The sequence below is a fragment of the Streptomyces sp. SCPE 10 genome (genome assembly GCF_051980735.1).
Lineage (GTDB): Bacteria > Actinomycetota > Actinomycetes > Streptomycetales > Streptomycetaceae > Streptomyces > Streptomyces misionensis.
The window spans coordinates 5,561,119-5,582,248 of record NZ_CP197069.1 but is presented as its reverse complement, the minus strand read 5'-3'; the positions used below and the strand labels follow the sequence as shown (position 1 = coordinate 5,582,248).

The following is a 21,130-nucleotide window of genomic DNA, read 5'->3' as shown; positions in this document are numbered from 1 at the left end:
GCGGCTCCCGAGTCCTGTCGGGAACCGCTCCCCTCACGGCGTCCTTACTTGGCGCCCGCCGCACCGCGGCGGATGCCGAGGCGGTCGACCAGCGCACGGAAGCGCTGGATGTCCTTCTTCGCCAGGTACTGCAGCAGGCGACGGCGCTGACCGACCAGGATCAGCAGGCCACGACGGCTGTGGTGGTCGTGCTTGTGGGTCTTGAGGTGCTCGGTCAGGTCGGAGATCCGACGGGACAGCAGAGCGACCTGGACCTCGGGGGAGCCGGTGTCACCCTCCTTGGTACCGAACTCGGCGATGATCTGCTTCTTCGTAGCGGCGTCGAGCGACACGCGTACTCCTCATAGTCTGTTGAGAGCCACCGAGTGCCCCCGGTCTACATCTCGGGAGAGCTTCCGTTACTCGGGAGGCGGGGATCCGCTGCGCGCGGCCTCCAGGGCACAGGGCTCCGGGGGTGCGTACACGAACGGCCGTCACTCAGGGTACCAGGCGGCGGCAGGCCCCTTTCCCCGGGGCGCCGAGCGTCCCCTCGGGCCTGCCCGTGGCCACTAGGGTGAGCGCCGGGACCGTACGCAAACGTCGGGAAGGGGTCGCCGCACCATGGTGGAGACGGAAGCGGAGATCAAGGCACGCAAGGAGCGCGAGCGCGACGAGCTGTACGCGCTCGACATCTCGGGCGTCGAGTGGCACTGCGCCCCGGGCACCGAGGAGCACGAGGAGCGCGTGGAGATCGCGTACCTCCCCGAAGGGGCCGTCGCGATGCGTTCCTCCCTCGACCCGGACACGGTGCTGCGCTACACGGAGGCGGAGTGGCGGGCGTTCGTGCTGGGGGCGCGGGACGGGGAGTTCGACCTGAAGCCCATGACGCACGACGCGGGGCCGGAGGCGCGGTAGGCGCTGTGCCGGGGTGGGGCGGCACGCGTCGTGCCGCCCCTTTCGTGTGCCGGGGGTCAGTGCTTCAGGCCGGCGGTGCCGACGCCGAACACCGAGATGACCGGGCCCGCCTTCCCCGGGTCCTCGCGCTCCAGCCGGTACGGGGCGAAGAAGGCGCGGCCGTGCTCGTACAGCAGGACCGAGAACTGCGGGTCGTCCTCCACCTTCCCGTCGAACGTCTTGTCCTCCTCCGTCGGCAGGCGGAACAGGAGGAACGGGGTCTCCTCGCCGGTGCGCGGGTTCCAGTCGACGATGGCCGCGGGCTGCACCTCGTCCATGCTGGCGCGGTAGACGATCAGGTCGTCGCCGTTCATGCGGACGGGGAGGACCGACTGGAACTTGCGGCCGCTGAACGTGGCGACGGCGGTGCCCTTGCGGACGTCGAACGCCGTGATGTGGTTCGCCGGCTTGAAGGGGTCGTCGGAGTCCTTGCTCCTGACGAAGACCCGGTCGCGGCCGGCCACGATGCCGGAGCACTTGTCGACGACGCCGAAGAAGCCGGAGGTCTCCGGATCGCAGTAGGGCTCGTAGTTCTTCAGCGAGATGGTGGCCAGCCGCTCGCCGTCGCGGGGGTCCAGGGTGATCAGGTCGGTGACCAGGACGTCCCCGGCGGCGACGGCGAGCACGGGCGGGTCGGAGGACGGCAGGAAGACCTCCTGGACGCCCTTGCTGACCGAGTAGCTCCAGGCGACCTTGCCGGTGCGCGGTGCGAGCTTCTCCACCCGGTAGGTGCGCTCGCCGGCCTGCTTGCAGGTGACCAGGGCCAGCAGCGCGGGGCCGCCGGCGTAGCCCGCGTCGTGGCACTGCGAGGTGGCGAGGGTGGTGTTCCACAGCCGCTTGCCGCTGTCCGTGTCGTACGCCGCCGAGCCCTGCCCCCAGGCGACGGCCACCACGCCCCGGGTCAGGGCGACGTTGGTGTTGGTGACGTAGGCGAACTCGGAGGCCGGTATCTTCCGCTGCCAGAGTTTCCTGCCGGTGTTCAGGTCGACCATGAGCACCTGGTCGCAGGAGCTCCCCGAGGTCTGGATCACGACCGGGGTCCGGCCGTCGACCGTGACGTCGCGGCTGACGGCGCAGACGGGGCCGTCGAGGTCCAGCTTCCAGGCCCGGTTGTCGGTGTCCAGCGAGCCGCCGATCCGGTAGCCGGCGATCCAGTTGGAGACGGTCCGGGCGACGATCTTGTCCGTGGCCCAGGTTCCGGGCGCGTACCGGAACTTGTTGGCGAGGACGTTCTCCTCGTGGTCGACGACGATCTGCCCCTCCGGGGAGACGGGCGCCTTCTCCACGCTCTCGCGGCCGTCGCGCACGTCGTCGGGGGCCTGCTTCGCCGCCTTGGCGTCGCCGTGCCCCGCGCCGCCGGCCGAGTGGTACCAGAGCAGCCCCGCGCCGGCGCACAGCACGACCGCGACGACCGCCGCGAACACGCCCAGGAGGCGTCGGCGGCGCCGGCTGCGCGACTGGTCGGCGGCCAGCGCCGACTGGGTGTACATGGACGGGGGTGGGCCGAAGCTCACGCTGCGAGATCCTTCTCTTGGCCGCCCCCGCGGGGGCGGGTGGGCCGACGGGGGGTGCCTCGGGTCACTTGCTGGTCATCGCGCGGGCCGCGGCGTACACGTCGAACACGGCGAGCGCGAGGGGTACCAGCGTGAGCAGCACGAAGCCCTCGACGATCTCCAGGAACCGGCCCCAGAAGGGGCTCAGGCCGCGGCGCGGGACGATGAGTCCGAGGGCCGCCACGAGGGCCGCGCCGGCCGCGATCGCGGCGGCGAGCCAGACGGCGCGAATGTCGAGGCCGGAGCGGTCGCCGGTGAGGGCGTCGCGCAGGATGGACTGCGGCGGGTTGAGCGCCAGGCCGAGACCGAGCAGGACGAGCGAGCCGAGTCCGGCCGCCAGCAGCGGGGCGACCTGGCCGGTGTAGCGGAAGAGCTGGGCGCGCATGAGGAGCGCGACGGCCGTGGCGAGGGCGAGCAGCTGGGCCCAGATGTCGTCGGAGAAGCCGAGCACCGCGGTCGAGGCGAGGGCGGTGAGCGCGCAGCCGGCGACGAGCCCGACCAGGATCTCGTGGCCGCGGCGGGCCTGGGCCTCGATCCGCTTCATGTCGACCGGCTCCTGCACGGCGGTCTCCGTGCCGTAGACGCTGCTCTGGGCGGCGTTCGGCGGCTCGAAGCCGATGGGCAGCCGGGCGAAGCGCATGGACAGCCCGGGCAGGAAGGCGAGGCCGCCGACCGCGAGGGGCGCGCACAGGGCGGCGATCTCCTTCGGCGTCCAGTGCACGAGGATGGCCGTGAACACGGTGACCAGGCCGAGCGCGGAGGCGAGGACGAAGGCGACGAACGGGGCGTCGCCGCCCGGTGTGCACAGCGTCAGGACGACGGCGGCGAGCAGCACGGCCGCGCAGGCGAGCAGGAACTGGAGTTTCCCGATGCCCTGGCCGTGGGCGAGGGGGAGCAGTCCGGAACCGCCCACGGCGGCGTTGGGCAGGGCGCCCAGGCCCAGGGCGATGGCCGCGCCCCGGTCGTCGTAGACCCGGCCGCGCACGGCGGCGAAGACGACCAGGAGCACCGCGGCGACACCCGCGAGGACACCGGGCAGGCTGTGCATGTCGTGCCCGGGGTCCGCCTGCCAGGTGACGAAGGCGAGCAGGGCCGCCAGGACGCCCGCGCCGACGAGTCCGGCGACGCGGGTGAGGTCGTCGCTCCACAGGGTCCGGTGCCGGGTCACCGAGGAGGCGACCGCCTCGGAGACGTCGTCGAAGACGGCCGGCGGCAGCGACTCGGAGAAGGGGCGCAGGGTGAGCAGTTCGCCGTCGAGAATCCGCTGCGCGGCGAAGGACCGTGCGCTGTCGAGGACGGTGCCGTCCCGGCGTACGAGGTGGTAGCCGACCGGTGCGCCCTCGGCGGGCTCCTGCCGGGAGAGCCTGAGGATCTCCGGGTAGATGTCGGCGACCGGGATGTCGTCGGGCAGCGCCACGTCGATCCGGCTGTCGGGCGCGACGATCGTGACCCGGCAGAAACCGAGCCCCGACCCGGACCCCGTGCCGGGCACCGCTGTTCCCGTGGTCGTCGTGGTCACCTCGTACTCCCCCTCAGTGATGATTCTGCGCCCGTGATGTGAAAATCCTGCTCCATCCCCGGGGCGGACACCCGAGAATCGACGCAGAGGGCGTCGCCCGGCTCCGCCAGGGGTGGCGTGCGGAGACGCCTCGCACGGAATACCCCGGTTCGCGGGGTGGGTTCGCGTGTGCTCAAGCGAACACCCGGCACCCTACCCCGCACCGGTCTTTCGTGGAGTCAGTAGGATCACGCGGCGGCCTGCGTCCGTCCGTCAACGGGGGACGGACCTCATTCTTGGGGCCCGGCAAAGGAATTGGGGAGCAGTGAGTCACATCGTCGTGAAGCGCCCGCCTCGGGCGCTGCCGTCCGAAGTGCCCACGGGGGAGGTCGTTCTCCAGCCTCCTCCGGAATTGCCCCGGGGGCCGCAGGAAAGCGTCCTCATGCAATTGCTGCCGACACTCGGCATGGGCGGCTCGGTGGTCTTCTTCTTCACGAACGGACAGCCGTTCATGAAGATCATGGGCATGGTGATGATCGCGTCCACCGTCGCCATGTCCATCGCGATGGTGATCCGCTTCCGGCGTGGCTCCCAGGGCCAACTCGCCGATGTGCGGCGCGACTACATGCGCTACCTGTCGCAGACCCGCAGCGCCGCCGTGGCCACCGCCAAGGCCCAGCGCGACGCGCAGTACTACCTGCACCCCTCGCCCGAGCAGTTGTGGGCGCTGGTCGCCGAGGGCAGCCGGGTGTGGGAACGCAGGCCCGGCGACGAGGACTTCGCGCAGGTGCGCATCGGGCTGGGCGCCCAGGAGCTGGCCACGCCGCTCATCGCCCCGGAGGCCGGTCCGGCGGGGCGGCTGGAGCCGCTCACGGCGGGCGCCATGGAGCGGTTCGTCGACGTCCACGGCACCCTGGGCGACCTGCCGATGGCGGTCTCGCTGCGCGCCTTCTACCACGTCACCGTCAGCGGTGACGCGGACTCCGCGCGCTCCTGTGTGCGCGCCCTGACCGGCTCGCTGGCCGCGCTGCACTCCCCCGAGGACCTGATCGTCGCCGTGGCGGCCGGCCGGGACACGCTCCCGCAGTGGGAGTGGGTCAAGTGGCTGCCGCACGCGCAGGCGGCCGACGCCGTGGACGGTGCGGGCTCGCGCCGGCTGATCGGCTCCGACGCCCGCGAGCTGGAGGACCTGCTGGCCGACCGCCTCGCCGGCCGGCCGCGGTTCCACCCGAGCGGCGCGCCGCTGCTGGAGGAGCCCCACATCGTCCTCGTCCTCGACGGCGTCTCCCTGCCGCCGGACTCCGTCCTGTCCAACCTGGAGGGGCTCCAGGGCGTGACGGTGATCGAGGTCGTGCCCGGGGAACTCGCCACCGCCCGCGGCGACCTGTGGATCGACGCGCAGCCCACCGTGCTGCGCCTGGAGTCGGCGAGCGGTGAGGTCTACGAGGGCACGCCGGACGCCCTGTCGTACGAGTCCGCCGAGGCCCTCGCCCGCCAGCTGGCCCCGCTGCGCCTCGCCTCCGGCGGTGACGACGACGAACCGCTGCTCGCCAACCTGGAGTTCACCGAGCTGCTGAACCTGGGCGACGCGGCGTCCGTCGATCCACAGCGCACCTGGCGGCCGCGCGGGCTCGCCGAGCGGCTGCGGGTGCCGATCGGTGTCGGCGTGGACGGCCGCCCGGTGATGCTGGACCTCAAGGAGGCCGCCCAGGAGGGCATGGGCCCGCACGGTCTGTGCGTGGGCGCCACCGGTTCCGGCAAGTCGGAACTGCTGCGCACCCTGGTGCTGGGCCTCGCGGTCACCCACTCCTCGGAGACCCTGAACTTCGTCCTCGCCGACTTCAAGGGCGGCGCGACCTTCGCCGGCATGGCGCAGATGCCGCACGTGGCGGCGGTCATCACCAACCTGGCCGACGACCTCACCCTGGTCGACCGCATGGGCGACTCGATCCGCGGCGAGCTGAACCGCCGCCAGGAGCTGCTGCGCGACGCGGGCAACTACGCCAACATCCACGACTACGAGAAGGCGCGCGCGGCCGGCGCCCCGCTGCAGCCGATCCCCTCGCTCGTGCTGGTGATCGACGAGTTCAGCGAACTGCTCACCGCGAAGCCGGACTTCATCGAGATGTTCGTGCAGATCGGCCGCATCGGCCGTTCGCTGGGCGTGCATCTGCTGCTGGCCTCGCAGCGCCTGGAGGAGGGCCGGCTGCGCGGCCTGGAGACGTATCTGTCGTACCGGATCGGTCTGCGCACCTTCTCCGCGGCCGAGTCCCGCGCGGCCCTCGGCGTCCCGGACGCCTACGAACTCCCGAACGTGCCCGGTTCCGGCTTCCTGAAGTTCGGCACGGACGAAATGGTCCGCTTCAAGGCGGCGTACGTCTCCGGGGTGTACCGCTCCGGGGGCCGGCAGTCCGCTTCGGCCGGGGGGCCGCTGCCCGTCGACCGGCGGCCGGTGCTGTTCACCGCCGCGGCGGTGCCCGTGCGGTACGCGCCGGTGCCGCAGCAGCGGACGGAACCGACCGCGCAGGTCGACGACGCCCTCGCGGACACCGTCCTCGACGTGATCGTGCGCCGGCTGGAGGCGCAGGGGCCCGCGGCGCACCGGGTGTGGCTGCCGCCGCTGGACAGCCCGCCCTCGCTGGACGGGCTGCTGCCCAAGCTCACGGCCGTCCCGGGGCGCGGTCTCACCCAACCCGGCTACGAGGGCGCGGGGCGCCTCGTCGTCCCCGTGGGCCTGGTCGACAAGCCGTACGAGCAGCGCCGTGAGCCGCTGTGGCTGGACTTCTCCGGCGCCGCGGGCCATCTGCAGCTGCTGGGCGGCCCGCAGTCCGGCAAGTCCACCTTGATGCGGTCGCTGATCTGCGCCTTCGCTCTGACGCACACTCCGCAGGAGGTGCAGTTCTACGGCCTGGACTTCGGTGGCGGCGGTATGGCGGCGGTGGCCGGCCTTCCGCACGTGGGCGGGATCGCCTCCCGCCTGGACCCGGAGCGGGTGCGGCGCACGGTGTCCGAGGTCTTCGGTGTGCTGCGGCGCCGCGAGGAGTACTTCCGGACGGCGGGCATCGCCTCGATCCAGGACTTCCGCGCCCGGCGCGAGCGGGGCGAGATCTCGGTCACCGACCAGCCGTGGGGCGATGTCTTCCTGGTGATCGACGGCTGGGGCAACTTCCGCACAGACTACGACAGTCTGGAGCCGGCCGTCCTGGAGATCGCGGCGCGCGGCCTCGGATACGGCATCCACCTGGTGCTGACGGCGTCGCGTTCGATGGAGGTCCGCGCCAACCTCAAGGACCACCTGATGAACCGCCTCGAACTGCGGCTCGGCGACACCATGGACTCCGAGATCGACCGCAAGGTGGCGGCGAACGTGCCGGCGGGCGTGCCGGGGCGTGGTGTGTCGCCGCAGAAGCTGCACTTCATGGCGGCGGTGCCACGGATCGACGGCCTCACCTCCGACACGGACCTGGCCGACGCGACGGCGGCCCTGGCGGCCGAGGTCTCCCGGCACTGGCAGGCGCCGGGCGCACCGCAGGTGCGGATGCTGCCCCGGGAGCTTCCGGCGGAGCAGTTGCCCTCCGGGGACCGCTTCCCGCGGCAGGGCGTGGCCTTCGGCATCGACGAGAACGACCTGGAGCCGGTCTTCGTCGACTTCGAGCAGGACCCGTTCTTCCTGGTGTTCGGCGAGAGCGAGTCGGGCAAGTCGAATCTGCTGCGGCTGCTCATCACGCAGCTGACGCGGCGCTACTCGGGCGACGAGGCGAAGTTCTTCGTGGTCGACAACCGGCGGTCCCTGCTGGATGTCACGCCGGCCTCGCACCTGGCCGAGTACATCCCGATGTCCAACGCCATGGACCACCACATGGTGGCCCTCGCCGACCTGATGAAGCGGCGCACGCCCACCGCCGATGTCACCGCCCAGCAGTTGCGGGAGCGCAGCTGGTGGCGGGGTCCGACGGTGTACGTGGTCGTGGACGACTACGACCTGGTGTCCACGTCCAGCGGCAACCCGCTGGGCGGTCTGGTCGAACTGCTGCCGTTCGCCCGTGACGTCGGCGTGCGGTTCATCATCGCCCGCTCCACCGCGGGCGCGGGCCGGGCCTCCTTCGAGGCCTTCATGCAGCGCATGACCGAGCTCGGCGCCCAGGGCGTGGTGCTGTCCGGCGACCCGAGCGAGGGCGACCTCCTGGGCGGGGTACGGCCGCGGCCGATGCCGACGGGACGCGGTGTCTTCGTCTCGCGCAGGAAGGGGAAGATGCTGGTGCAGACGGGACTGGTGGACGTCGAGTACTGACGCCCTTGTCGAGAGCCGCACACACGGACGCTCCCGGCGCTGGTCCTCAGCACCGGGAGCGTCCGCGCGGCGCCGGCCCGCCAGGGCGGCCGAACGTCACGGACGAGGGGTGGGTACCTCCCGCGCGTACCCACCCCTCGCCGTGCTCAAGGCGTCCGACTCACTCGAAGTAGCTGGCGCCCTTGAGGTCGCCACCGCGGTAGTCACCGCCGGCGGCGTGCACCCGCTGCGTGATGGAGAGCAGCGCCTGGTGGATGCCGCTGGCGTGCTGGTCCCACGCCTTCGACTTGCGCTGGAAGGCCTCGTACGCCTCGCCGCCCCAGCCCTCGGCCACGTCGAGGACGCCCTTCTTCAGCGCGCTGAGGTCGTCTTCCAGCTTCTTGGCCACGTTGCCCAGCTCGGTGGCGAGCGAGTCCAGGGCGCCGTACTTGACGGTCAGATCCTGGTAGTGCGGATCGGTCATGTCTTCTTCCTCTTCCTTCGGATCCGGTCAGTACAGGTTGAGCGCCGAGGTGCTCGCGCCGGCGTCCACCTCGATCTTGTTGATCGTCGAGTGGAGCTCGTCCTCGAGCTTGGTCTTGTCGGCCTTGTTGAGACGGATGCCCTCGAGGAAGTCCTCGAGCATGCGGCCGATGGCGGCCATGTGCTCGTTGATCTCGTGCTGCTTCGTCTTGAACGCGTTGGCGCCGTGGCCGGTCCAGTGGGTCTCGATCATGTCGATCGTGCCCTGGAGCTTGCCGAGGCTGGTCTTGACCGACTCGTAGCGGTCGATGACGTTCGTCTGGAGCTTTTGTGCGTGGTCATCATGAAACTTACGGCCGTCGGCCATGTCGGCACTCCCCTTCGTGAGAGCTGTGCTTCTTGTGACTGCGCATCACCGAGTGGTGACGCCTTTCGTGTGAACCGTCAGGCACGTCGTCGTGACCGGATGACAGCGAAGACCGCGCCACCGATCACCACCAGTGCGGCGGCCGCTCCGACGACCACCCACGTCAGGGTGCTGCCGGACGACTTGGAGCTTGCGTCGGCGGCGGAGGTTTCGCCGCCGGAGGGGGACTTGGCGGGGGCGGAAGCGGAGGGCGAGGTCTTCGGCTTGGCGACCCCGTCCTCCACGGCGAGAGGATCGACGTTCGCCGGGCCCGGGTTGTAGTGGGGGTTCTCCAGCACCTTCCGGGGACGGACGATGCCGTAGCCGAGGTAGTTGCTGGGGGTCTCCTTGGGCCACTCCCGACCGGCGGTGTCGATCAGCGAGCGGAGGACCTGGTTGGCGGTCCAGTCGGGGTGAGCGGACCAGATGAGGGCGGCGGAGGCGGAGGCGATGGCGGTGGCGTCACTGGTTCCGTACCCGTGTGAGCAGTACGAGCGGAAACTCGCATCACACCAGGAGGGCAGGTTCACTCCAGGAGCTGCCAAATCGACGGCGTATCCGTGGTTCGAGAACTTTCCTACCTTGCCCGTCTTGTCCACCGCAGCAACCCCGACGACATGGGGATAGGAAACCGGGTACCCGGGGTTGTTCTTCGTCTGCGCCTCATTGCCTGAGGCCGCGAACATCAACTTTCCCTTTGAGGCGGCGTATTTGACCGCCGCCTCCTCATCGTCATAACTGGCGAAGCTACCGATGGACATATTGATGATCTTGGCGTCGCTGTCCGCGATGGCCTTGATCACTGCACCCACTCGAGGAGCCTTGTTCCGCTCGGACAGGCTCATCCCCTCGATCGCAATGCGATAGGGCACGATCTTGGCGTCAGGAGCAAGGCCTTTCATCCCTCCGCCGTGCCCGGTACCGGCGATGATTTCGGCCATCGTCGTGCCATGGCCGATCAAGTCCGAAGTGGCTCCATAGGAAACGGATTTCGGCACTTCATCGCCCAGCACCTGCCCCTGGAGTGACGGGGTCGAGGGATTGACACCCGAATCGACGACGGCGACCTTGACCCCTTTACCCGTGCTCGCCTTCCACATCTCGTCGGCCTGCATGGCCGACAGGTACCACTGCTGGGACTGGACGTCGGCGGCAGCTGCGCTCGGGGCCAGGCCCACCGGCAGAGCCATCAGTGCGCCGAGTGCTGCGCACGCGGCGGTCACTCGTCTCATGCTCGCTGACAACATGCCTCTCGTACGTCCTCGCTTCATCTCGTTAGTCGCGCTCCGGCGCCTGCCGCCGGTTCGACTTCTTCTTGTCACGGTCCCGCATGGAGCCTCGGGCCGTCGGACGGTCCGGGACGTGTTCATCGGACGCACGAGCGCCATTCCTTGCCGTCGGCGTCTTGCCGTTGGACGCTCCGACCACACCGCCGGTGGACACAGGCCTGCGCGAAGCGTGTGTCTCGCCGCCCTCCTGCTCGGATGCCCTGATCACTCCACGCTGTCCGGGGCGCTCGACGGCGCGTGGATCACGCGAGGCGGACTCGCCGCCGATGACCGTGCCACGGGGCACCCTGGAGCCGCTCGTGCCCTGTGCAGGCGACGTGGCCGGCCGACCCCCGATGACACCGCTGGTACGCGCCGTCCCGGTCGGTCCCGTACGACCGACGGGTTCGGCCGGCGTGCCCACAGGCTTGGGTGTTCCGCCGACGACACTGCGACCGACCGGACCCCGGCCTACCGGAGCCTTGCCCATCGGGGTCTGCCCCATGGGCGTCCTGCCCACGGGCGAGACGGGACCACGTGTCCCGGCCTGGCCCGGTACGAAAGGCTGCCGCACGCCCCCTACGGGCCCACGTCGTGCACCGGTTCCGAGTTCGCGCTCTTCGGCGGCGGGAACGGACATCCGGGGCGGACTCACCGAAATCCGTCCCCCACCCGCTCCGCCCCGCCCCACGGGCGTCCCCAGGTTCGGGACCACAGGGCCGGTGGGGAAGGGAGGAACCGGCCCCCCGCCGCCTCCACCGGGAGCGGGCACGGTCGGCGGCGCGACCGGGACCGTGGGCTTCACGGTGTCCGGGGGGAGCGTATTCACGCTGTCGATGCTGGTCCCCACGTGGGACGGGGGATCCACACGCACATGCTGACTCGGCGGCGTCACTACGTGGTGCGGTTTCGGGTCGGTGTCGACGGGCGTTCCGTCACCGGGAGCCGTCGGCGTGACAACGTGGTCCCGCACGGCCGCGGCCACGGGCGTGTGTGAGAGTGAAGGGCGACCCCCGGCGCCCCCGGTGCTCTCTCCTCCCTTGCCCTTGGCGCCGATGGCCGCCTCCGGCACCCCCATGTCCGGCATCTTCCCGAACGTGGGCCCGTCCTGCGCCCGCAGGTTCTGCTCCGAGACCGCGTAGTAAGACGCCAGCTTGTTCATCAGGTTGACGGCTTCTTGGCGGTTGTTCTCGACATGCCGGGCCAGCAAGCCGTCCGGGTCCGCCTTGATCTGCTCTGCCAGCGGGAGGTTCTTGGGCCGGGTGTCGCGGGGCGGCATGGAGCGCTGTACGGAGTCGAGGCCGATACCTGCCGCGGAGACCTGGGTGGCCACGGTGTCCGCGAAGAAGCCGAGCTCGTACGAGTGGTTGACGAGATCGCTGGCCCAGTTGTGGAACGCGGTGGCCGCCTCGCCGTGCCAGTCGATCCGGCCGATGTTCCCCAGCAGCTCGTCGGCGGCGCTCCAGATGGCGTCGCGTGCGTCCCAGAAACCGTTGGCGGCGTTCTCCAGGTCCTTCGGACGCGCGGAAGCCACCATGTCGATCATGTCGTTCAGCTCGTGGTTCTCGAAGTCGCTGACACCACAGCTGCTGCTGCTCGGCGACTTGAGGCTCGGCGCGGCGCACTGGCCGCTCTGCAGGTTCGAGTTCGCCTGCTTGATCTGCTGCTCCGCCGCCCACCGATCAAACTGGTGCACGTCCGGTCGAGTGTGCTGGTCACCCATTAGAAGCCCCCGCTAACCTGCTTGTCGTTGGTGCGCTTCTGGCCCTCGGGCGCATCGGTGTGCTGCTCGTTGATCTCCATGCGGATCTCGTGGAAGCGGCGCCGTTGATCGTCGTCCAGGTTGGCGAAACCGATGTCCGCACCGTGCACGGCGATCTGCATCGCCTCGATCTGCAACGCCAGCCTCTGGGAGAGCGTCGTGAGGCGGTCGTGGACGCGCGTGTACTGGCTGTGCAGGCCCGTGGCCTCGGGGAACACGCCCTTGGAATAGAACGAATCGGCGGTGAGCGTGTGCATCGCCAGCTTCTTCGCCGAACCGGGCGAATCCTCGAACGTCTTCAGTACCGCGTCCACACGTGTCTTGAAGGTCTTCAGTGCCTCCAGACCAACCTTCAGTCCGCCCGCGCCGTCGTCAGGCCGCACGTTGCGCCACCCCCCGTTTCCATCCCCTGCTTGAGGCGGCAGCACTCCTCAAGCTTTCGTTTCTGCGATGCAATCACTCTAGTCAAGGCGACTGACAGTCCCAACTCACTTGTGTGACAGGACTGCTGCAGTCAGCGACCTTCACATGTCGTTCACGGCCCCGGACGAGCCGGTCCCTCTGCTCACCGACCTTCTGCGCGCGTCGCGGATCGCCACCGCCATCCCCGCCAGTGCGGCCACCAACACGGCGGCGCCCACGGCGACGTAGGTCGCCAGGCGGGCGTTGCGTTCGTCCGCCGTCTCGCCGAGCACCAGGCGGGCCGGGGTCGGGGCCTTGGCCCGGGTGAGGCCCTCCTGGGGGGTGGGCTTCTCGATGGGGTGGTCGTCGTCCGTCAGGGCGCGGACGGGGTCGACCACGCCCCAGCCGACCAGGTGGTCGTGGCCGGCGACCGAACGCTCCGCGGTCTGTTCGATCTGGGCGATGACCTCGCGGGCCGTCCAGTCGGGGTGTTTGGCCTTGATGAGCGCGGCGACCCCGGCGACGTACGGGGCGGAGAAGCTGGTGCCGCTGTCGGAGCAGTGGCCGCCCTTGGGCACCGTGGAGATCATGTCGACGCCGGGGGCGGCCACGCCCACGAAGTCGCCGGACTGGGAGAAGGCCGCGCGCTCGTTGTTGCGGTCCGAGGCGGCGACCGCGAGGACGCCCGGGTAGGACGCGGGGTAGGTGCGCTTGTCGTTGCCGTCGAGGCCGTCGTTGCCCGCGGAGGCGACCACCACGATCTGGTGCCGGAGGGCGTCGTCGACCGCCCGTCTGAGGCCGTCGGCCGGCTGCACGGCGTTCGCGGTGTCCTGGGAGATGTTGATGACCTGGGCCTTCTCCCGGATCGCGTGCTCGATCGCCGCGGCGAGGGTCTGCGCGGTGCCGTCGCCGTCCGCGTCGTTCTGCTTGATCGGGATGATGGTCGCCTCGGGCGCGAGGCCGACGAATCCCGTTCCCTGCAGGGGGCGGGCGGCGATGATGCCCGCCACCCGGGTGCCGTGCCCCACGGTGTCGGTCGTGCCGTCCGCCTTGCCGCGGTCGATCTTCTGTCCCTTGCCGTTCTTGTCCGGCAGCAGGTTCGCCCCGCTCGACGCGTCCACGGCGTGGGTCAGCTGGGGGTTCTTGGTGTCCACCCCGGTGTCGATGACCGCGACCCGCACGTTCCTGCCCTTGGACTGGCTCCACAGCTCGTCCAGCAGGACGCGTTGCAGGGCCCACGGGCGCCCGGGATACATCTTGTTGGGGAAGTTGCACTGGTCGCTGAAGGAGTCCGCGGCGGCGGGCGGCGCCAGGGCGACCGTGGCGGTGCACAGCGCGGCGGCCGCGATCGCGGCGGTGCGGAGCGGACGCGAGGACGACGGCGCGTAGGACACGTGGCTCCTCCTACGAACCCTGCGGCTGGCTCGCCGCGGTGGTCGACAGGCGGGGCCCCGTCGGCAGGAACAGGGACCAGGCGGCGGGGATCGGGGCGGGGTTCAGGCCCGCGTACCCGAGCCGGGTCTGGGCCAGTTGGGCCTCCTGCCGCAGCTCCTTGCGCTGCTTGTCCGTCATGCCGTACTCGGTGCCGGTGGAGTCGCTGTCGGCGTTGGACTGCATGGCGTAGCGCAGGCCGGTGTCCGTGACCAGGAAGACCCCGCCGACCTTGGTGTCCGTGCCCTGGAACTGGCGGTAGAGCTGGCCGGACCCGGGGGTCACATAGGCGCTCGACGACCCGGTGGGCAGCGTGGCGGGGAAGTCGGTGCCCGCCCAGGTGCTCAGGGTGGTGGTGCCGTGGCCGGGGTCGACGTGGTCGAGGACGTTGCAGACGGTGTCGCGGCTGCCGCTCCCGGAGCCCGCGTCGTTGACGACCTTCGGAGTGAGACTCGGCCACTTGCGGTCGGCCGCGAAGGGGGTCGCGCCGGGCACGAACGCGCCCGCGCTGACGTCGAGGGCCTTGCCCGCCTGGCCGAGGTGGACGAGGGCCGCGCTGTTGAGGAGCAGCTTCGCGGTGAAGTCCGAGACGGGCAGGACCTTGCCCTGTTCGACGATGTAGTACTGCTGGCGGTCGCCGTCGGGGGCCCGCAGCACCATGCCGACCCGGTTGGCGGCGGTCGGCAGGCTGCCCTGGACACCGGCGGGCGCGGTCGCGGTTCCCTCGATCCGCGGAAACTCGATCCGGTCCCCCTTGTGCAGGGTGTCGAGCCAGTCGCCGGTGACGCGCTGGGGCTGCCGGTTCGCGCCGACCAGCGTGCGCAGCAGCAGTTCGTCGTTCTTGTCGACCTCGTACGCGGTGCCGTGCGCGTCCACGATGTAGCGCCGGCCGTCCGGGGCGGCGACGTACAGGATGTCCCCGCCGCCGAGCTTCTCGCTGGGGCTCTCGGTCTTCTTCAGGTCGCGGGCGGCCAGGACGAACGCGGCCTTCTGGATGGCTCCGCCTCCCGCGCTCGGGCGTTCGCAGACGGCCCAGCGCTTCTTGGCGCCGGCCTCCTGGCTGGAGGGCAGCCGGTCGGGGGCGTAGGGGATGCCGATGGTGACGCCGTGCGGGATCTTGCCGTTGTCGAGGATCGACTCGTCGACGGTGACCACCTCGCCCTTGCCGTCGGCGAGGAGGAGTTTCGCCGAGGCCATGTTGAGCACCGGGTGCAGCTCGGTCTTGCCGTCCGTCTTGAGGACGACGTACCGGGTGGTGGACTTGCTGGCGATGATCACCTTCTCGCCGGGGGTGTCCCAGCCCTGCGGCGCGGTCGGCCGGAACATGCCCCAGGCGCCGAAGACGGCCAGGACGACCACGCCGGCGATGGTGCCGGGCAGGATCGCGCGCAGGGGCTTGGGGGCTCCTTCTTCCGAGCCGTCGGAGGAGGGCTGGACGAACGCCGCGAGCATGCGCCGCTTCGCAAAGGTGTAGGCGTTGAGTTGATCCCGCCGAGATGCCATCTGCCCCTGATTCTCCCCGTGTGCCGTCCGGATGCCGGTCGGAGACGACCGTCTCCGGCACCGCGTTGTCGGACCGAGCCCCTACTATGCCTGGTGTCCGATCGGTTCCGTGGAGCAGGTAGGGTACCGGGGCTCTCAAGGCCTCTGCCCAGGGGCGGAATTGCTGGGAGTTGTGAGGAAAATGGGGGGATGAGTTGAGGGCTTCCGGGACGCGGGCTCGTACGCGCGGGCACGGGCGGGCAGCCGCCCCTTCGGCGGCCGGTCCGGAACCGGCCGGGTCGCGGCCGGCGCCGCCCCGGGAACAGCGGCCCCCGAACACGGCGCCTTCGGCCGTCCGTCCGGCGCTGTCCGGCTCATTCCGCATGCAACGGCTCGTGCTGCCGGAACTCGCGCTGGCCGTGCTCGTCGTCGGCTGGGTCGTCGGCCCGGTCGCCATGGTGCCCGCCGCGGTCCTCGCCGTGCTGCTGGTGGCGCTCGCGTTCGTCCGGCGCCGCGGCCGGTCGCTGCCCGAATGGCTCACCACCGCGCGGGAGTTGAAGGCGCGGCAGCGCCGGGCCGCGACCACCCCGATACCGCCGGGCACCGAGCCCTCGCTGGTGCCCGCCCTCGAGTGCGAGCCGAGCCTGCGCACCTACTCCTACGCCCCCCGCGACCGCCGCCCCGTCGGCATCGTCGGGGACGGCACGTTCGTCACCGCCGTGTTGCAGGTGGAGGCGGACGCGACGGCGTTGCGGGCGGAGCGGAGCCGGCAGCCGCTGCCGCTGGGGCTGGTGCGGGACGCGCTGGAGGTGGACGGGATACGGCTGGAGTCGGCGCAGACGGTGCTGCACACACAGCCGGCGCCGGCGCTGCATCTGCCGCAGCAGTCCGTGGCCGTCGCCAACTACCTCCCCTTGCAGGAGCAGACGGGCGCTCCGGCCGTGCGCATCACCTGGATCGCGCTGAAGCTGGACCCGGAGGCCTGCGCGGAGGCCGTGGCCGCGCGGGGCGGCGGGCTGCTCGGGGCGCAGAAGTGCGTCGTGCGGGTCGCGGACCATCTGGCGAGCCGGCTGACCGGGGCGGGCTTCAGGGCGCGCGTGCTCGACGAGGAGGAGCTGATCGCCGCGCTCGCCACCTCGGCGTGCGCCAATCCGCTGGTCACGGCGGAGGCGGGGCGCAGCGAGGTGCGGGAGCGGCGTACCGAGGAGTCCGGCCGCAGCTGGCGCTGCGACAACCGGCGGCACACCACCTACTGGGTGCGGCGCTGGCCCCAACTGGGCGGCGGCCGGGGCGAGTCGTTGCCGCAGTTCGTCGCCCGGGTGACGGCGATACCGGCGCTCGCCACCACCTTCAGCCTCACTCTCGCGCGCGGCGACCGGCAGGAGGTGTCGCTGTGCGGGCACCTGCGGGTGACCGGCCGCAGCGACGACGAACTCGTCGCTGCGCGGCGCGCGCTGGAGGCGGCGGCCCGTGGGGCCGGGGCCGGTCTGGCCCGTCTCGACCGTGAGCAACTGCCCGGCATGCTGGCCACACTGCCCCTCGGAGGTGCGCGGTGACGATGACGAACCAGCCGGCCTCGTCGAAGAGCCGGCAGACGGCGGGCAGCGAGCCCGCGGTGCGGGGGCTGGGCGAGCGGCTGCGGCACGGCCTCGGGCTGCTCGGGCCCCGGCACGGCCGGCACGCGCTGTCCGCCGACCTGCTGGACACCCTCGCCCTGCCCATCGGTGACGACGGCGTGGTGGCCGGGGTGGACGCCGAGGGCCAGCCGGCCGTGCTGGGCATCAACCGGCCCACGCCGTACGACGTGGTGCTGATCGGCGGTCTGTGGACGGCGCAGGTGCTGGCGCTGCGGTCGGCGGCCACCGGCGCGCGGGTGGCCGTGGAGACCGGCCGGCCGCAGGCCTGGATGCAGATGGTGCACGCCATGGGCGGCGGGCAGAACGGCCTGTCCGTGTACGACGTCGGGCGGGTACCGCCGCAGGGCGCCTCGGCCGGTACGCCGGTCCTGGTGGTGCGGGACTGCGGCATGCGGCCGCCGCGCGGCCGTGTGGTGTCCGGCCCCTGGCAGTCGGTGCTGACCCTGCTGCCGTATCTCAGTCCGGTCGCGCCCCGGTTGCTGCGGCAGGCGCGGCTCGCCGGCATCCAGCGGGTCTCCCCGGACGAGGCGGCCGAACTCGGCCGCACCATGGGCCTGACGCGCACCGAGGTGGAGACGCTGCCCGCGCTGCCGGACGGCGTCACCCTGTGGTGTACCGACCGCGATCGGCAGTATGTGCTGACCCAGCCCACCGATGCCGAGACCGGATTGCTCGGCACGCCCCGGCGCATGGACTGAACTGCCCTTGTCCGTCCCGTTTGTTCGTCTTCCCCCTCTTTCCCGTTCGCCGTTCCTCTTCCGTTTGCTCCCGGTTTCGTGCGACAACTCGGTTGACGGGCACGGTGCTTCGCCGTGCCTTCTCGGCCGGTTGCGCAAGCCGACAGGCGGGCGGGCCTGCCGAGGGGCGGCTCGTGGTGATTAGGCTGGGAGCGGGCGTGATGGCAGGACCCGTGGAGCGGACTGCCCCTGACGACTACGGACGACTCGAACGACACGACATGGTCGCCCCGGCACGGCATGAGGGTGCTCGACCACACCAGGAGGAACTGTGAGCAGCGATCGGGACGGGATGCGCGGGGGCTGGGCCACACCCGGCGATGACCAGCCCGACGCGGAGGCCGTCGAGACCACCGGTGAGTTCACCATCGACTACGCTCCCCCCGCCTGGTACACGCAGAACGCGTCCAACCCCGCGGGTTCCGACGGCGGCGGTTCGATCGGGGGCCCGGGCGGTGTGAGCGGCGCCGGGGGCTTCGCCGAGCAGGGTGCGGCCGGGGCCGGTGGCCCGGGGAGCGCCGCGGTCGCGCCGTTCTCCTCGTCGCCGGGTACGACGGCGCCGGACGCCGGGGCGACTCCGCCGCCGCCCACCGCGCCGCCGGTCGGTACGCCGCCGCAGGGGACGCCGTTCGCTCCGCCGGCCGAGGGTTCCGTTCCGATGCCGAGGCTGCCCGACGGGTTCGAGTTGCAGCAGCCGCAGCAGCCGTCCCAGCCACCGCAAGCCCAGCCGCGGACCGAGCCCGAGGCCCCGGCCGCCGTCGAGCCCGAGACCGGCAACGGGGATCTGGAGAGCGGGGCCACCATGCGGTTCTCCGCCGTCGCCCTGAAGCGGGAGATGGCCGAGCTCGCCGAGCAGGCCGCCGCCATGCAGAAGGCCGCCGCGGAGTCCGAGGCCCGGTCGGGTGCCGGTTCCCGGTCCGACTCCCCGTCCGATTCGGGTTCCCCGTCCGATTCCGTTTCCGACTCCGGGTCCGGTTCCGGTTCGCAGTCCGGTGACGGGGCCGAGTCCGAGTCCGAGCCCGGCGCGGAAGAGGCCGTGGACGCGGCCGTCACGGAGGACGCGACCGAGGAGGAGGGCTCCCCGGCCGAGGGCGCGCAGACGGACGGCGGCGCCGCGGGTACCGATGTCTCCGACGCCGCGGACGGCGCGCCGGAGGACGCTGACGACGACGGTTCCGGCCGGGAGGAGGCCACCGCGGAAGCCGGGCCCGGCGAGGAGGCGGCACCGCGGGACGCCGTACCGGCGAACGGCACCACCCCCCAGGACGCCGTACCCGCGAACGGCACCGTGCCTCAGGACGCCGCCGCCCAGCCCGCTGCGCCCGCCCCGGCACCGCAGGGCTTCCCGCCCGCGTGGACGCCGCCGCCCGCGCCGCAGAGCGGTGTGCCGCCGCTGCCGCCGTCGTACCAGCCCGCCGCCCCGGCGCCCGCGGCCCAGTGGCCCACGCAGCAGCCGATGCCGCAGCAGGCCGGACCGCAGCAGCCCATGCCCCAGCCCCAGCCGCCCGCCCCGCAGCAGCCCGGGCCCCAGCAGCCCGCCCCGGCGCAGGGCCAGCAGCCGCCGTTCCAGCCGCAGGCGCCGCAGCCCGCACCCGCCGCCTGGAACCAGCCTGGGCAGCCGGGTCAGCCGGGCCAACCAGGACAGCCGGGTGTGCCCCCTCAGCCGTACCAGCCCGGCATGCCCCCTCCCCCGCCCCCCGCCCAGCCGGGCCCCCAGAGCGGCCCGCAGGCCGGTCCCGCCGGTGCCTACGGCTTCCCGCAGCCCCAGGCCCAGCCGCCGGCGCCCAACGCCCCTTCCCCGGCCGCCGGTTACGGGTTCCCGCAGCCCAGCGCGCCTCATGCCCCCAACGGGCCCGCGCAGCAGGGTGGTTACGGATTCCCCCCGTCGGACAACCCGGCGCAGCCCGGTGGTTACGGCTTCCCGCAGTCGCCGGAGCAGCAGCCGCAGCCCCAGCCGCCCGTCGACCCCCGCGCCGGGGCCGCCTGGCCGCAGCCGATCCAGCACGACCAGCGGCAGCCCACCAACCCCGGCGCCGCGCCGCTGGGTTACACGGCCGCCGTGGAGCTGTCCTCGGACCGGCTGCTGAACAACCGGCGGCAGAAGGCGAAGAGCGGCCGGCCCGCGGTGGGCGGTTCCCGCTTCAAGCTGGGCGGCAAGAAGGAGGAGGCCGAGCGGCAGCGGAAGCTGGAGCTGATCCGCACGCCGGTGCTGTCCTGCTACCGGATCGCGGTCATCAGCCTCAAGGGCGGCGTGGGCAAGACCACCACGACCACCGCGCTCGGCTCCACCCTGGCCACCGAGCGGCAGGACAAGATCCTCGCCATCGACGCCAACCCGGACGCCGGCACGCTCGGCCGGCGGGTGCGCCGGGAGACCGGGGCCACCATCCGCGACCTGGTCCAGGCGATCCCGTACCTCAACTCGTACATGGACATCCGCCGGTTCACCTCGCAGGCGCCGTCCGGTCTGGAGATCATCGCCAACGACGTGGACCCGGCCGTGTCCACCACGTTCAACGACGAGGACTACCGGCGCGCGATCGACGTGCTCGGCCGCCAGTACCCGATCATCCTGACCGACTCGGGCACCGGTCTGCTGTACAGCGCCATGCGCGGCGTGCTCGACCTCGCCGACCAGCTCATCATCATCTCCACGCCGTCCGTGGACGGTGCGTCCAGCGCCAGCACGACGCTGGACTGGCTGGCCGCGCACGGGTACTCGGACCTGGTGTCCCGCTCCCTGACCGTGATCTCCGGGGTCCGCGAGACCGGCAAGATGATCAAGGTCGAGGACATCGTGGCGCACTTCGAGACCCGTACCCGCGGGGTCGTGGTCGTGCCCTTCGACGAGCATCTGGCCGCCGGTGCCGAGGTGGACCTCGACATGATGCGGCCGCGCACCCGCGAGGCGTACTTCAACCTCGCCGCGATGATCGCCGAGGACTTCGTGCGGCACCAGCAGGCGCACGGGCTGTGGACCAGCGACGGCAACCCGCCGCCGGTGGCCGCCCCGCCGATGCCGGGCCAGCAGATGCCGGGGCAGCCGATGCCCGGCCAGCCCGCGCCCGGTCAGCCGTACCCGCAGGTCCCCGGTCAGCCGTACCCCGGCCAGCCGGGCCAGCCCTATCCGCCGCAGGGACAGCAGCCCTACCCGCCCCAGCAGGCGCCCTACCCGCCGCAGCAGGGCCGGCCGCCGTACCCGGGCCAGCCGTACCCCCAGGGTCAGCCGCCGCAGCAGTAGCGCCGCGCACGGCATACGCAAGGGCGG

At 71.7% G+C, this 21,130-nt stretch carries 15 protein-coding genes; 5 read left to right on the top strand and 10 right to left on the bottom strand.

The features are described from left to right. Positions 1 to 44: 44 nt before the first annotated feature. Positions 45 to 332, bottom strand: coding sequence for a 30S ribosomal protein S15 (gene rpsO / locus ACSP97_RS25915; RefSeq protein WP_003997419.1), 288 nt, complete (start codon positions 330 to 332; stop codon positions 45 to 47). Positions 333 to 600: 268 nt separating this feature from the next. On the opposite strand from rpsO, the gene ACSP97_RS25910 reads away from it, so the two are divergent. Then, a complete protein-coding gene (locus ACSP97_RS25910) occupies positions 601 to 894 on the top strand; it encodes a DUF397 domain-containing protein (protein ID WP_355532611.1) in 294 nt (97 codons plus the stop codon). A 56-nt stretch (positions 895 to 950) separates the two neighbouring features. Here the strand turns inward: ACSP97_RS25910 and ACSP97_RS25905 are convergent, their stop codons facing one another. Together ACSP97_RS25905 and eccD are read right to left on the bottom strand one after the other, a co-directional pair. Further along, positions 951 to 2,447, bottom strand: coding sequence for an outer membrane protein assembly factor BamB family protein (locus ACSP97_RS25905; RefSeq protein WP_440554477.1), 1,497 nt, complete (start codon positions 2,445 to 2,447; stop codon positions 951 to 953). Between the two features lie 64 nt (positions 2,448 to 2,511). Further along, positions 2,512 to 4,005 (bottom strand): type VII secretion integral membrane protein EccD, encoded by a 1,494-nt coding sequence (gene eccD, locus ACSP97_RS25900; protein ID WP_440554475.1) that lies wholly within the window; start codon positions 4,003 to 4,005, stop codon positions 2,512 to 2,514. A 304-nt stretch (positions 4,006 to 4,309) separates the two neighbouring features. On the opposite strand from eccD, the gene eccCa reads away from it, so the two are divergent. After that, positions 4,310 to 8,275 carry a type VII secretion protein EccCa gene (gene eccCa / locus ACSP97_RS25895; RefSeq protein WP_440554473.1) on the top strand — a complete coding sequence of 1,322 codons (3,966 nt, stop codon included), beginning with the start codon at positions 4,310 to 4,312 and terminating at the stop codon, positions 8,273 to 8,275. Positions 8,276 to 8,435: 160 nt separating this feature from the next. Here the strand turns inward: eccCa and ACSP97_RS25890 are convergent, their stop codons facing one another. The 7 genes from ACSP97_RS25890 to eccB form a co-directional block, all read right to left on the bottom strand. Further along, on the bottom strand, positions 8,436 to 8,738 hold the full coding sequence (locus tag ACSP97_RS25890; protein WP_440554471.1) for a WXG100 family type VII secretion target: 303 nt from the start codon (positions 8,736 to 8,738) through the stop codon (positions 8,436 to 8,438). A gap of 27 nt (positions 8,739 to 8,765) precedes the next feature. Continuing rightward, a complete protein-coding gene (locus ACSP97_RS25885) occupies positions 8,766 to 9,104 on the bottom strand; it encodes a WXG100 family type VII secretion target (RefSeq protein WP_070022136.1) in 339 nt (112 codons plus the stop codon). 77 nt (positions 9,105 to 9,181) lie between these two features. Beyond that, positions 9,182 to 10,375, bottom strand: a complete 1,194-nt coding sequence (locus tag ACSP97_RS25880) for a S8 family serine peptidase (RefSeq protein ID WP_355152443.1) — start codon at positions 10,373 to 10,375, stop codon at positions 9,182 to 9,184. Between the two features lie 43 nt (positions 10,376 to 10,418). Continuing rightward, positions 10,419 to 12,134 carry a hypothetical protein gene (locus tag ACSP97_RS25875; RefSeq protein WP_440554468.1) on the bottom strand — a complete coding sequence of 572 codons (1,716 nt, stop codon included), beginning with the start codon at positions 12,132 to 12,134 and terminating at the stop codon, positions 10,419 to 10,421. After that, positions 12,134 to 12,556, bottom strand: a complete 423-nt coding sequence (locus ACSP97_RS25870; RefSeq protein ID WP_355152439.1) for a hypothetical protein — start codon at positions 12,554 to 12,556, stop codon at positions 12,134 to 12,136. The genes ACSP97_RS25875 and ACSP97_RS25870 overlap by 1 nt, the downstream gene beginning before the upstream one ends. A gap of 141 nt (positions 12,557 to 12,697) precedes the next feature. Then, complete coding sequence (mycP, locus tag ACSP97_RS25865; RefSeq protein WP_382077307.1) at positions 12,698 to 13,969, bottom strand: type VII secretion-associated serine protease mycosin; 1,272 nt, start codon at positions 13,967 to 13,969, stop codon at positions 12,698 to 12,700. A gap of 10 nt (positions 13,970 to 13,979) precedes the next feature. Continuing rightward, complete coding sequence (eccB, locus tag ACSP97_RS25860; protein ID WP_440554465.1) at positions 13,980 to 15,509, bottom strand: type VII secretion protein EccB; 1,530 nt, start codon at positions 15,507 to 15,509, stop codon at positions 13,980 to 13,982. A gap of 362 nt (positions 15,510 to 15,871) precedes the next feature. On the opposite strand from eccB, the gene eccE reads away from it, so the two are divergent. From eccE to ACSP97_RS25845, 3 genes are all read left to right on the top strand, one after another. Next, positions 15,872 to 17,044: a type VII secretion protein EccE gene (gene eccE, locus ACSP97_RS25855; protein ID WP_355152435.1), complete on the top strand. Its 1,173-nt coding sequence runs from the start codon at positions 15,872 to 15,874 to the stop codon at positions 17,042 to 17,044. 2 nt (positions 17,045 to 17,046) lie between these two features. Next, positions 17,047 to 17,823: a hypothetical protein gene (locus ACSP97_RS25850; RefSeq protein ID WP_358296678.1), complete on the top strand. Its 777-nt coding sequence runs from the start codon at positions 17,047 to 17,049 to the stop codon at positions 17,821 to 17,823. Positions 17,824 to 18,133: 310 nt separating this feature from the next. Continuing rightward, a complete protein-coding gene (locus tag ACSP97_RS25845; RefSeq protein WP_440554462.1) occupies positions 18,134 to 21,103 on the top strand; it encodes an SCO5717 family growth-regulating ATPase in 2,970 nt (989 codons plus the stop codon). Positions 21,104 to 21,130: the final 27 nt, after the last annotated feature.

Bases quoted from the DNA above. Each gene is read 5' to 3' on its own strand.
- ACSP97_RS25910 (WP_355532611.1), top strand. From the start codon at position 601: ATGGTGGAGACGGAAGCGGAGATCAAGGCACGCAAGGAGCGCGAGCGC.
- ACSP97_RS25890 (WP_440554471.1), bottom strand. From the start codon at position 8,738: ATGACCGATCCGCACTACCAGGATCTGACCGTCAAGTACGGCGCCCTG.
- ACSP97_RS25885 (WP_070022136.1), bottom strand. From the start codon at position 9,104: ATGGCCGACGGCCGTAAGTTTCATGATGACCACGCACAAAAGCTCCAG.
- ACSP97_RS25880 (WP_355152443.1), bottom strand. From the start codon at position 10,375: ATGAGACGAGTGACCGCCGCGTGCGCAGCACTCGGCGCACTGATGGCT.
- ACSP97_RS25875 (WP_440554468.1), bottom strand. From the start codon at position 12,134: ATGGGTGACCAGCACACTCGACCGGACGTGCACCAGTTTGATCGGTGG.
- eccB (WP_440554465.1), bottom strand. From the start codon at position 15,509: ATGGCATCTCGGCGGGATCAACTCAACGCCTACACCTTTGCGAAGCGG.
- eccE (WP_355152435.1), top strand. From the start codon at position 15,872: ATGCAACGGCTCGTGCTGCCGGAACTCGCGCTGGCCGTGCTCGTCGTC.
- ACSP97_RS25850 (WP_358296678.1), top strand. From the start codon at position 17,047: ATGACGAACCAGCCGGCCTCGTCGAAGAGCCGGCAGACGGCGGGCAGC.